General features: G+C 65.0%; 12 protein-coding genes and 1 pseudogene. 6 read left to right on the forward strand and 7 right to left on the reverse strand.

Annotation, left to right across the window (positions count from 1 at the left end; genetic code table 11):
• Nucleotides 1–48 precede the first annotated feature (48 nt).
• Complete coding sequence (gene helR / locus ACWD26_RS38360; RefSeq protein ID WP_451277392.1) at nt 49–2,292, forward strand: RNA polymerase recycling motor ATPase HelR; 2,244 nt, start codon at nt 49–51, stop codon at nt 2,290–2,292.
• Between the two features lie 47 nt (nt 2,293–2,339).
• Here the strand turns inward: helR and ACWD26_RS38365 are convergent, their stop codons facing one another.
• The 6 genes and pseudogenes from ACWD26_RS38365 to ACWD26_RS38390 form a co-directional block, all read right to left on the reverse strand.
• Nucleotides 2,340–2,540: a hypothetical protein gene (locus tag ACWD26_RS38365; protein WP_451277394.1), complete on the reverse strand. Its 201-nt coding sequence runs from the start codon at nt 2,538–2,540 to the stop codon at nt 2,340–2,342.
• A gap of 214 nt (nt 2,541–2,754) precedes the next feature.
• Nucleotides 2,755–3,246 carry a hypothetical protein gene (locus tag ACWD26_RS38370; protein WP_451277396.1) on the reverse strand — a complete coding sequence of 164 codons (492 nt, stop codon included), beginning with the start codon at nt 3,244–3,246 and terminating at the stop codon, nt 2,755–2,757.
• Nucleotides 3,247–3,321: 75 nt separating this feature from the next.
• On the reverse strand, nt 3,322–3,810 hold the full coding sequence (locus ACWD26_RS38375) for an N-acetyltransferase family protein (protein WP_451277398.1): 489 nt from the start codon (nt 3,808–3,810) through the stop codon (nt 3,322–3,324).
• Between the two features lie 232 nt (nt 3,811–4,042).
• Nucleotides 4,043–4,381 carry a hypothetical protein gene (locus tag ACWD26_RS38380; protein WP_451277400.1) on the reverse strand — a complete coding sequence of 113 codons (339 nt, stop codon included), beginning with the start codon at nt 4,379–4,381 and terminating at the stop codon, nt 4,043–4,045.
• A gap of 131 nt (nt 4,382–4,512) precedes the next feature.
• Nucleotides 4,513–4,792 (reverse strand): annotated as a pseudogene (locus tag ACWD26_RS38385) (GNAT family N-acetyltransferase); the annotation flags it as partial.
• A gap of 195 nt (nt 4,793–4,987) precedes the next feature.
• Nucleotides 4,988–5,752, reverse strand: coding sequence for a GntR family transcriptional regulator (locus tag ACWD26_RS38390; RefSeq protein WP_451277402.1), 765 nt, complete (start codon nt 5,750–5,752; stop codon nt 4,988–4,990).
• 133 nt (nt 5,753–5,885) lie between these two features.
• On the opposite strand from ACWD26_RS38390, the gene ACWD26_RS38395 reads away from it, so the two are divergent.
• From ACWD26_RS38395 to ACWD26_RS38410, 4 genes are read left to right on the forward strand one after another with little or no spacing between them, the layout of a single operon-like run.
• Nucleotides 5,886–6,137, forward strand: coding sequence for a hypothetical protein (locus ACWD26_RS38395; protein ID WP_451277404.1), 252 nt, complete (start codon nt 5,886–5,888; stop codon nt 6,135–6,137).
• Nucleotides 6,138–6,178: 41 nt separating this feature from the next.
• Nucleotides 6,179–6,502, forward strand: coding sequence for a hypothetical protein (locus tag ACWD26_RS38400; RefSeq protein WP_451277406.1), 324 nt, complete (start codon nt 6,179–6,181; stop codon nt 6,500–6,502).
• Nucleotides 6,502–6,699 carry a hypothetical protein gene (locus tag ACWD26_RS38405; RefSeq protein WP_451277408.1) on the forward strand — a complete coding sequence of 66 codons (198 nt, stop codon included), beginning with the start codon at nt 6,502–6,504 and terminating at the stop codon, nt 6,697–6,699. Before ACWD26_RS38400 ends, ACWD26_RS38405 begins: the two co-directional genes overlap by 1 nt.
• Nucleotides 6,696–6,956, forward strand: a complete 261-nt coding sequence (locus ACWD26_RS38410) for a hypothetical protein (protein WP_451277410.1) — start codon at nt 6,696–6,698, stop codon at nt 6,954–6,956. Before ACWD26_RS38405 ends, ACWD26_RS38410 begins: the two co-directional genes overlap by 4 nt.
• Before the next feature lie 456 nt (nt 6,957–7,412).
• Here ACWD26_RS38410 and ACWD26_RS38415 read toward each other — a convergent pair whose 3' ends face one another.
• Nucleotides 7,413–8,252 (reverse strand): hypothetical protein, encoded by an 840-nt coding sequence (locus ACWD26_RS38415; protein WP_451277412.1) that lies wholly within the window; start codon nt 8,250–8,252, stop codon nt 7,413–7,415.
• 724 nt (nt 8,253–8,976) lie between these two features.
• On the opposite strand from ACWD26_RS38415, the gene ACWD26_RS38420 reads away from it, so the two are divergent.
• The gene (locus ACWD26_RS38420; protein ID WP_451277413.1) at nt 8,977–10,482 is read left to right on the forward strand and encodes a hypothetical protein; all 1,506 of its coding nucleotides are present in this window, start codon (nt 8,977–8,979) and stop codon (nt 10,480–10,482) included.
• Nucleotides 10,483–11,380 lie beyond the last annotated feature (898 nt).

The following is an 11,380-nucleotide window of genomic DNA, read 5'->3' on the forward strand; positions in this document are numbered from 1 at the left end:
CCCCACCAATCGGAGCGTGCTGAACCAATGACGTTCGGAGTCAATACCGTGAACCCGTCCACCACCACCGCGTTCGACCTCCCCGACCGTCTCTCCGCCAAGGCCGACCCGGCCCTGATCGCCGGCGACGAGCGGCACTTCGCGGCCCTCGCGGAGTGCCTCGCCCAGTCGATCGCCGAGGTGTCCGCCCAACTGGACGCCGCGCGCAAGGCCCCCGGCGGCATGGGCCGCCACGCGATGGACCGCGACACGGAGATCCACCGCCTGACCGCCCGCCTGCGCACCCTGCGCCGCTTCGGCCTGGACCTCTGCCTCGGCCACATGGTGACGACGGACGACCCGGAGAACCCCGTCTACATCGGCCGCCTGGGCCTCACGGACAGCACCACGGGGCGCCGCCTGCTGATCGACTGGCGCTCCCCGGCGGCCGAGCCGTTCTTCGGCGCCACGCACGCCAACCCGATGGGCCTGACGAGCCGTCGCCGTTACCGCTGGACCAATGGCCGTATCAACGACTACTGGGACGAGGTCTTCTCCCGGGACGAACTGAACGGGCTCACCGACCACCACGCCGCAGCCCTCGACGACCAGTCCGCGTTCATCGCCAGCCTGGGCACCAACAGGTCGGAGCGCATGCGGGACGTCCTCGGCACCATCCAGTCGGACCAGGACGCGATCATCCGCGCGAGCTCCCGAGGCGCCCTGGTGGTGGACGGCGGTCCGGGCACCGGCAAGACCGTCGTGGCCCTGCACCGCTCCGCCTACCTCCTCCACTCCGACCCCCGCCTGGGCCACCGCCGAGGAGGCGTCCTCTTCGTCGGCCCCCACCGCCCGTACCTCTCCTACGTCTCCGACGTCCTCCCCAGCCTCGGCGAGGAGGGCGTACAGACCTGCATCCTGCGCGACCTGGTCACGGAGGGGGCGTCGGCCGGCGTCGAGGCGGACCCGGAGGTGGCCCGTCTGAAGTCGTCGGCGGCGTTGGTGGGCGGGATCGAGAAGGCCGTCCGCTTCTACGAGGAACCGCCCACCAAGGGGATGACGGTCACGACCCACTGGTCCGACATCTGGCTGAGCGCCGACGACTGGACGGCGGCCTTCGAGGCGGCGGAACCCGGCACCCCGCACAACGAGGCCCGTCACCAGGTCTGGGAGGAACTCCTGACGATCCTGACGGACAAACACGAGACGGAGGCGGTAGCAGAGGCGGATGCCGATACGGAGGTCTCCCCGGCCCTGCTCCGCAAGTCACTCCTCCAGAACAGGGAACTGGTGACGACCTTCGACCGCGCCTGGCCCCTTTTGGAGGCGGCGGACCTGGTCGGAGACCTGTGGTCGGTACCGGCCTACCTCCGCCTGTGCGCGCCCTGGCTGAGCCGGGACGAGGTACAGCTCCTCCAGCGCGACGAACCCCAGGCCTGGACGACGTCCGACCTGCCCCTCCTGGACGCGGCCCGCCAGCGCCTCGGCGACCCGGAGACGGCCCGCCGCAAGCGCCGGCACGAGGCCACGCTCGCCGCCCAGCGGGAGCGCATGTCCCACGTCGTCGACAACCTGATCGAGGCCGTCGCCAACTCGGGCGCGGACGGCGACGACGGTGAGGGCCTGGTCAGGATGTTGCGGGGCGAGGACGCGAAGGTCAGCCTGGTGGACGACTCCGAACTCCCCGTCCTCGACCCGGACCTCCTCGCGGGCCCGTTCGCCCACATCGTCGTGGACGAGGCGCAGGAACTCACGGACGCGGAATGGCAGATGCTCCTGCTCCGCTGCCCGTCGCGCAGCTTCACGATCGTCGGCGACCGCGCCCAGGCCAGGCACGGCTTCACGGAGTCCTGGCAGGAACGCCTGGAACGGGTGGGCCTGGACCGCGTCACCCAGTCCTCCCTCACCATCAACTACCGCACCCCGGAAGAGATCATGGCGGAGGCCGAGCCGGTCATCCGCGCCGCCCTCCCCGACGCCAACGTCCCGACGTCGATCCGCAGCAGCGGCATCCCGGTCACGCATGGCTCGACATCGGACCTGGCCACGGTCCTGGAAACCTGGCTGTCCACCCACGCGGACGGAATCGCCTGCGTGATCGCGGCCCCTGGCTCCGCCACGACCTCCCGCACGCCCCTCCCCGCAACCCCCCGAATCCGCTCCCTGACCCCCGAACTGTCGAAGGGCCTCGAATTCGACCTGGTCGTCCTCATCGACCCTGACCACTTCGGCGAAGGCATCGAAGGAGCGGTGGACCACTACGTCGCGATGACGCGAGCGACCCAACAACTGGTCATCCTCACGACCCCTTGAGGCCGGGGCATACGTGACAGGCCCGGGAACCGGAACCCGCCGGGGCCTCAGGCCGCGGCCTCGGCCTCGGCCAGGCGGTGGAACGCCCGCGTCGTGCCGGGGTGAGCCATCTCGTCCAGCAGATGCCGCCACTCAGGGTCGGCAACGGGCGCGGGATGGGCCAGATCCCAAGCGGCCAGCAGCGGAGCGAACCCGCCCTCGTCATGGACTTCGGTGGTGCTCGTCTGCGAAGGCGACATCGGCTTCATGGGAGTCTCCCTCCGGATGGGAACCGTTCACGCGTCTCTGGATTCCGCCTACCCCACACGATCCCGTCACTGCCACCCCGAAACCATGCAGTCCCCTACCGAACCGGGGGTAGGGCCAGCTGCACTCCGAGTGCCCCGTTCTCCCCCTGAGATCACCGGATCGAGGCCGGCCACGATGCCGTATCCATCCCCCACCCCGTCTCCGCACCGGTGCTCAGCCTCGGCGAGCGGCCCCGTCCGGCCACACCACGTCCACCGGGAGGCCCGCCGCCCGCGCTTCCAGGACGGCGTCGGCGGTGCCGCCGCCCTTGCCGGTGGGCGGTGCGCCGTCCCATACGGCGACGAGGCGCTCGGCCCGCTCGACGAGTACGGCGTTGGCGGCCTCGTAAGCCCGCCGGTCGGCCGTCTCGTAGGGAAGAACGACGACCTCCTCGGCGGCCTCGACGAGCCGGTCGTAGGAGGCTCCGTATTCGGGCTCGACCGTGTTCCGGCGATAGTCCTGAGAGGGGACGACGACCACCAGCCGCCCACCCAGCGCGAGGACGACCTCGGCGAAGAGGGTGTCGGCCCCCTTGGCGATACAGGAGACCCCGACGAGCCGCCCGTCACCGGCGTACGGCCTGAGCAGCGCATCCAGGGCGGCGCGCACCAGGGGGACGGTGCCCTCGGTCAGGTCCAGGTGCCCGGTCACCGCGATGGTCGTCACGGCGTGCTCCCCCCATGCGGGCCGACATCAGGTCGCGGATCGTATCGCGGGCGTCGTGTCCTGGTGGGTGTGGGTTCAGCGCAGGTGGAGGAACATGACGTCGTACAGCGGGGCATCAGGGAACGGCAGCTTCTCGCCCGCGTGCTCGTACCCCCAGGTCTCGTACATGGCCCGCAGCCTCGGCCGCTCCCGACGGACAAGCAACTCGGCTCGCTCTTCCCGCCGTTGGCTCATCAACTCGTCGTGCATGACCCGCGAGATCCCACGCCTACGCCACTTCTCGCGGAGCATGTTCTCGCACAGCTTGAACGTCGTGGCGTCATCGCGGGCCGTGAACCCGTAGGTGAAGCCACCCACTTCACCACCGATGCCGGCGACGACGCACCCCCAGCCGCCGGCCGCGACATGGCCCTCCAGCCTCTCCTCGAAACGCTCCACGGAGAAGAAGGGATTGGTGGCGATGTCCTCCGCGTACACGTCGGCGTACACATCGAGAAGGGTGCCGCGGATCTCCGCCAGCCGTCCGTCGGTGTAGTGGTTGGTCGTCAGCGGGTCTACGGTCATGGCCACCGCCTCGTATCGTCTCGGGCTCTCGTGGTCTCGTGGTCTCGTGGTCTCGTGGTCTCGTGGTCTCGTGCGGAGAATCCCGTGGCGCCCGCCAGGTGGACCTCCGAAGATCAATCGGTCCCCTGGCGGTCCCCAGGCAGGGCGGCGATCGCGGCATCCCAGGGATAACTGCCCACGTCCCCATGCTTCGGCTCGTGAGGAACGAAACCCCCTTCACCGAGCAGCACGGTCACCCCGCACTCCCGCAGCACGGAGACACCGCGACCGAGCGCGGGATGCGCCGTCTGCGCCCGGTTGATGAACGGCAGGGAGACCAGGGGCAGTTCGAGGCCAAGGGCTCCGTCACCAGACCGAGCGCCAGGGTGTCCGAGTGCCCGTCGGCCCACTTGGTCAGGGCGTTGAGGGTGATGGGAGCTGCGAGGATCGCGTCCGGCGGCGGCAGCATGTCGGCGGCGTCGGGATGCTTGTCCTCGTGGCGGATCGGGTGCCCGGTAAGTTCGCGGAGTTCGGCGAGGTCGGGTTCGACCCAGCGGTGTGCGGACGCGTGAGCACGAGGCAGACCTCCCATCCGGCGGCTTGCGCCTTGCGTATACCGGTGGCGATGGATCGGACCGGAGGGGCAGCACAGGAGATCAGATGAAGGACCTTGGTCACCGTTGCAGTCCACACGGTTCGGCCGGAGCTGCAACAGCCTCTCAATCAGCCACTCTGGTTCCGGACCATCCACTCGTGGTCGAGCATCGCGTGGACGATGGAGTCCCGCCACACCCCCGCTCTTGCGGATGTGCTCGCGGATCCTGCCCTCCTCGACCATCCCGACCCGCGCCATCGTCCTCGCGGAAGCCCCGTTTGCCGGGGAGCGGGCGCCCCAGATCCGATGCAGGTTCAGCTCTTCGAAGCCGAGGCCGAGCAGCAGTCGCACGGTCTCGACGCCATATCCGCGCCCCCAGGAAGCCGGCCGCAGAGCGAAACCGCGAACACGGCGTCGGCGTCGGCGTCGGCGGGCCGCAGTTCCCGCAATTCCAAACACTCGCTCACACGAGGGACCGGATACATGGCCTGGACTCTACGGGGAGCGGCAGCGCAGCAGACCTGGCCTGCACAGAACCGAGGCGGCCTGGCCCGAAGGTTTCCCGGCCCAACAGCCTCTCTGGTTGGGAGCCGTCCACCTGCTTCATGGCGCGGGCTGCTCGATCGGGATCTCGTAGGCGATTTCCCAGCGTACGTCCGGCACGGTGATGTCCGCCGTCTCGACGGGACGTCCGTCGCTGTCGTAGTAGGTGCGCTCAATGCGGGTCAGCAGCTCGCCAACGCTGACGCCCAGCAGATTGGCCTCTTCCTGGGTGGCCCGGCCGGGGCGCGGAACCTCAACGGCGGTCTCGATCACGACCCCGATGGAACGCATCCGCTCCACGACACCCATGCCGGCGAGCGGACCCATCTCAGGAAGGACGATGGGCGTGCCATCGGTGATGGCCATCGGCTCCCAGGACTCGGACAACTGCACCGACTGGCCATCGGCAAGGAACTCGTACCGGGTTACGACACAGGCGTCGCCCGGATCGACGGCAAGGCGCTCGGCGATGTGTTGCGGCGCGGGAACCCGGGCCTGGCTGTGTGACTCCCAAGTGCCGCGCCGCCCCTGCTCCTTCATGTCAACGCGGAACGGCGAGCTGCCCCGACGCTCACGGTGCCGGGACCTGATCATGCGCAATCGCTCGCGCGGCGCGCGGACGTACGTCCCGGAGCCGGCCCGCCCTTCCAGAACGCCCTCGATGATCAGGCGCTCCATGGCGCGTTGCGTGACGTTGCGCCCCACCCCGTACTCCTCGGCGAGCTGAGCTCTCGACGGCAGGCGTTCGCCGACGGCCCACTCGCCCGCCCTCACCCGGCGGCGCAGGTCGTCCGCGACATCGAGATATGGGGCCTCTCGCGGCATACGGCTCTCCGTGCTGCCCTGAGTTCGCAGGGCTGGTGGTGCGGTTGACGACGACATTGACAAGCTACTGCATCAGGTGGAAGCTACTGGAGTAGAAGCACGGTATGTGATCGCGCGCTTGCTGAGGAGACCTGTGCGTCCGAAGGCCGAAAGCATCGCCGCACGACTGGCCGACGCCACGGGGGCCGAGGTGCGCCGCGAGGAGGTCCCTGGTGGTGTCCGACTGGAGGTGGACCTGCGGCCGGAGTTGAGCGAAGCCTCACGTCGAGCCGTCCTGGACGCCATCACTGACGCCGACGCGTACGGGCATGGACGCACCGGCGAACGCGACCGCCTCTGGGCGCTCGTCATCGACAAGGCCGAAGAAAGCCCCGACGACCGCTGACACGGCCCCGGGGCATGGCCGACCCAACCTGGAGATCGACAATGCACCTTGTATCACGGGCACTTGCCTGGGTCAGGGCAGTGCTCTTCGGACTGCCTGAACCCGACGACCATCGCCAGCCTCTTCGCACGGGCTTCCGCTCCGCTCCGGAGCCGCCCCTGCCGGCACGCTGCCCCTCACCGGAGACGTGGGCCGCCTTCCTCGCGAGCGCTCGCCGTCGCAGAGCCCCGCATCCGCAACCACGCACAGAACTCCCGCTCATCACCGCCGACGACATCGCCAGCACCCTCGTGGGCGCCTATCTCCTCACCCCCGAGGTACGCCAACGCATCCTCCACGCACGCAAGCTCACGGAGGCCCACTGATGACCGACGGACAGAGGGCAGCCACCGCACCCCGCGCCGAGATCCCCATGCTCCACGCGTACCGCCTGTGGTTCGAACACACCCGCAAGTGCGGCACCGGCTGCAAGGGCAACCCCAAGGCCCAGGACGGCTGCGAGGACGGACGACAGCTGTGGGGCACGTACCGCCTCGCGCGCATCGGAAAGGCGACGCCATGAGCTGGATCATCGAGCGCCCACCAGGCCGCCCGGTACGCCCCACCGACGACAACCGCCTCGCCGTCCCGCTACGCCTCTCCCTCACCGACGGCGACGCCACAGACACCGAGCTGACCCTCACTCTCGCCGAAGCCGAGCACCTGCACGCCGCGCTGTGCCGCGCCCTCGACGGCCAGCCGACGCCGCCCTCCGCCCCGGACTGCCGCCAACCCGTTCAGGTTTCGCCGGGCGCCGCACACATCGTGGGCCGCGCGTAGCCCTTGCACGTGGGAGGAATATCGGATCTCTCCCGGCGGGCGCCCTACGGGGACCTGCCGGGGAGGCAACCGCGGGAAAGGGTGAGGAGCCCCCGAGCCAGCACAGCCCGGTATTGATCACGTCCACTGTCAACCATCAGCTGGGACCGAAGTGTCAAGCATCTACCGGGACCGGACACGCCACGCCGAACCGACTGAGTTACAACTTTCTCTACTGGTTTGAAATGGGAGACACTCTCTACGGCTGGGGCGGTCGGCTCCACGGCTTTAGGCAGCCACTTTAGGGCGAGCCTCGAAGATCATGGCCCCAACGTCGTGCTTTACGGGCAGGTCCACTGACTGCCCGACTCGCCATGAGCTTACGGGGCCATGATCACTCGCCCGAAAGCAGCTCCAGCCCAAAGCCGCTCCACCGACCTTCTCGGTCTTCTGCCCGATTACCCACAGGAACTTATCTCATACTCCACGAATGGTATCGAGCAAGCCTAGGAGATTGTGAACGCGACGACCGTAAAGGAGAGCAATAATCGCAACACCACAGCCGCCGATTAAATAAGTTGCCACACCTTCTGGCACCGAAAGGAGACTAACTCCCACAGCGCAGCCAGCAATCAAGACCGCCGCCGAGGCGAGCCGCAACGGTTCCCAATCACGCACAGGGGTCAGCTCGGCTTCGAAGTCTGCCTCATCAAGGAGAGCCCCAATCCTTCCTTCGATGAAACGACCTGCAATCTTCATCAACAAGGACGCCAATGGAGTCAGCGCGGCATCACCCTCAGAGTCAATTCGCGCTTCCGCACTCCGCAACTGGGAGACAACCAGGTGAGCATGTTTCTTGAGCTCATTCCGTCGGTGCGAGCGAGCGGGAAGTTGGTCGCTGTAGCGATAGAGGGTAAGAATCGTGTCCTCTACCCGCGACAACTGTTCAGCAAGGTGACGTACGGCACCAGGCAGCTTGGCCAAGCTGGCTACTCGAACGTCAGCACATGCTATAACCGCCCGCGCAATAGCATCCAAGGCGGCATAGCGCCGCCATATACGCGTCCTCCGCGACAGAGACCAACGCTGTCCCATTGTGGTGCGGTAGGCCAAAATTGGGGGCACCCATTGAAACGCCGTCCAAAGAACTGCGCCGAACACAGCCGTTACGGCAGGAGAGCCGATTGTCTCATTAATACTTCTGAAGTCGCCACCTTGGATGGCGCGCCAGCCATCAACCGTTGTTGTAGTAAATTTTAGATAAGTTCGCTGAGCATCCCCCTTGATAAAATTGGTAACCATGGCGTCGACCCACACTAGAGCCAGGAAAGAACATGCCAAACCAATTGCAGGGACTCTCCAGCTGCGATACAAGCGCGCACGCAGGAGTGCCCGCATTTTACGCGACGCAGGTACGAGCGCGAGCTCGTCAAGGCTTTTCCCTAATCTGACTATAAGGCCTTCATTCGCCTTAGCTGGCCTGACGCTCGCGCGCCGCCTGATGCTCCCGATCACAAGTGCGCATCATGCCACCTGTGCAGCAACGTTTTGAGTAATTAGCTGAATTCGGCCAAGCTCGCATGAGTAGGGACCAGGAGAGGCGAGACGCACGAGCGCCCTCCCGGGCCGTCCTCGGGCCGTGAAAGGGCGCTCAACGATGACCAACGTCGACAACTGCCGACAGCTCAGCAGCAGGTCAGACGGTTGATCCAATACGCAGCCGCAGGTCACGGCCGCCGATGATCAGTTGTGGCTGTGCAGCAACCACGCCACCACCGCACCCAGCGGTATCCCTTGGCGGCGCGACCGCTATGACCGTCGCTGCCCGATCCAGACTTCCGAACAGAAGGTCGGCAGCTCATGAGCCTCAAGGGGAGGGTGGTCGGCTGGCTCACTGGTGCTCCACCCATAGCCCCAAGCGGTGCGCATGCCGAAGGAGACCACCTGCGCCAGACCGCCATGCAAAGGGAAATCTAGCGTGCTCACCCAATAGGCCTAGCAGAGAGTGCACTATTTAAGCCCCGGAACTACCGTCTGCCACATGAATATCCAGTCTTTTATCGTTGTGCATCCCCCGGATGACCGTGGCCTCAGGGAGATCACCGTACGGAACAAGTCCGTCGGGCGGGCCTGGTCGCTTCGGGATCTGCGCAAAATACTGCGTCGGGCAGGCTTCCCTCACAACGTTGACCTCGAAGACCAAGCGCGCATTCGATGGATCGGCGGAAACAGCCAGCTATGGCCACATCTGCGGTGGCAGCGGCGCGCAATCGGCACAGCGATGGTGATCGGCCTAGCCGCCACAGGAGGAATCCTAGGGAAAATTGGCACGATAGACGCGTTCAGGGCACTTACATACGGGGGGCGCGTGGCTGGGGTCTCGTTCATCGCTGGAGCCCTGGTCGAGATATTGGCCGCTCTCGCAGTTTTCGACTATTGGCGGAGGCGACAAATAAGGTACTCAGGTGCCGCCATCCTGGTCGGCGTCATTATCGCAGTTTTCGCTAATCTTCTACTCCTGTTTGTTCATATATACGGCGGGGAGTATACACATTATTTGTGGCTCTGGCCGACGCTTTTAGCGTGGTCCTTGTGGGCTCTTTGGATTCTACACCGCCAAAGTGTTTGGAAAGTGATTCCCCACCCTCGGAGTATAGGAGCCGGAGTGGCCGCATCCGCCGTATTGGCCACAGCCAATTTTACTTACTCACAAGTGTATTTGCCATATGCAAGCAAGGGGGCATTCCCTCTGTCGATTGTTTTCGGTAAGCCAACCCTCGATCAAGAAGCGAACGTTCTCCACCTGCCAGCGCGTATACGCTACAAGAACGCCGGAAAGGTCCGGCTCTATGTTCTCGGTGGCATGTGGCGCATATACGGCCTTGCAACCGACTTCTCCGAAAGTGCGCGAGAGATGAAAGACTGGAAAAGGGATGTCAACCCGCCATATGAACTAGATTTCCGCCGGAATTCCACTGAAGCAGATTGGGACCTAGTTGACTCCGGCGGATTTTCTGCTCCTGGTGACTGGCTTGAGCCTGGCGACGACTTCAAACATGAACGACTCGTAGAGATCCCTGTTAATTCAAAATTTGACATCATCCATGCCGACCTAGAGCTGGTCGTAGTGAGAGGCGATAGGGGCACGCTAGACAGAAGCTTTGCAAGTTCGTCGAAAGTATCATGGGATTTGGAGACCTTCAAGCATCAAGAAGACGCCCCTCAATGGGTAGCGGAACCAGGCGACGAGTACATCAGATACCAGTCGCCAATCTTCCACAGCAATGAGATCCTAAATGTAACCCGAAAGCCACGCTACGTCACCGTTTGGCGAGTCATCCCAGATTTCTCTGACGACAACCCTCCCGAAAAGGATGACACGGATCCTTATCAGCAGGCCGTTATTTCGCTGGCCGGCAAGGAGGGTGAATACAAGGAGGATGAACAGCAGAGAACTTGGGAGAGATTCGGCATGTCTTTTGTCTACGGCGGATCGGCAGCGCAAGTATCATTCCAAGGGTTGGTTAATTCTGCAAAGGAAGGGTAATCCAACGACATCTACGCCTGAACATCAACGCCGACGGACAGCAGCAGCTACGCACGGGCTATAACGGCCTCCTGGCCAGGTGTCAAGATGTCCGCTGATCGAACGCCTAATGCGGTGGTCACACGGCAGCATCGCCGACGGCAGTGACGGCAGCGCTGACGGCAAGCAGCGACCGACAGCGACACTCGGCGGCTCGGGGCGCAGCCGAGGTAGGAAGATCGGACCGGCTCAAGCGCCTGCCTTCCCGCCAGTCGCAGTTGCTGCACAGTCATGACTCCGCCTGGCGCGAGATCACCCGAGCACAGTGCCAGTCGCTGGACAGCGCACGATACTGAGCGCAATCGAGGGAGAGGGGCTACCGGCGATGTTGCGACGGTGGGCACAGCGGCGCTACGACAGAGCTCAGGCGGAGTACTGGCAGAGCGTTGAGCCCGTGCTTGAGCCTGGAGAACGCAAGATTGCCAGTGCGCCCGCACGGAACCTGTGGGACGGTCCTCAGGATGGAGTTCTATTCCTCACGGACCGGACCATCTACTGGGGTGCTTGGCTGGGACAAGGCAGAGAGACAAGACCCATGTTCGCGCAGGACCTTCGTGATTGTCCGAGTGCGCGCATCGGCGAGCAGGGCACGTTGGACATAGCAGTGAGTGGCGAGCAGGCCGGAGCGTTCGCCTCGTTTGCCCCAGCCCCCGGCGCACAGTGGGGCTTCACTGAGTTCTGCAAGAGCTTCGGCCAGGCCATGGAGGACAGCAGAGAGCTGCCGCCAGCCGCGGAGACACCTTCTAGCGATACGCGATGAGTGTCTAGTGTCCTGCGCCAGTAGTTGATCGTTAGTTGGTGTGTGACTTCTACTGCTGGTGCGTCAGTTCCTCGTCGTGGCCCGAAACTGGTGCCGTTG

It is taken from the genome of Streptomyces sp. NPDC002787 (assembly GCF_053592095.1).

Excerpts from the sequence above, each read along its gene's own strand:
- ACWD26_RS38390 (WP_451277402.1), bottom strand. The coding sequence starts at position 5,752 with ATGCCGCGAGAGGCCCCATATCTCGATGTCGCGGACGACCTGCGCCGC.
- ACWD26_RS38400 (WP_451277406.1), top strand. The coding sequence starts at position 6,179 with ATGCACCTTGTATCACGGGCACTTGCCTGGGTCAGGGCAGTGCTCTTC.
- ACWD26_RS38420 (WP_451277413.1), top strand. The coding sequence starts at position 8,977 with ATGAATATCCAGTCTTTTATCGTTGTGCATCCCCCGGATGACCGTGGC.
- ACWD26_RS38365 (WP_451277394.1), bottom strand. The coding sequence starts at position 2,540 with ATGAAGCCGATGTCGCCTTCGCAGACGAGCACCACCGAAGTCCATGAC.
- ACWD26_RS38380 (WP_451277400.1), bottom strand. The coding sequence starts at position 4,381 with ATGGGAGGTCTGCCTCGTGCTCACGCGTCCGCACACCGCTGGGTCGAA.
- ACWD26_RS38410 (WP_451277410.1), top strand. The coding sequence starts at position 6,696 with ATGAGCTGGATCATCGAGCGCCCACCAGGCCGCCCGGTACGCCCCACC.
- ACWD26_RS38375 (WP_451277398.1), bottom strand. The coding sequence starts at position 3,810 with ATGACCGTAGACCCGCTGACGACCAACCACTACACCGACGGACGGCTG.
- ACWD26_RS38405 (WP_451277408.1), top strand. The coding sequence starts at position 6,502 with ATGACCGACGGACAGAGGGCAGCCACCGCACCCCGCGCCGAGATCCCC.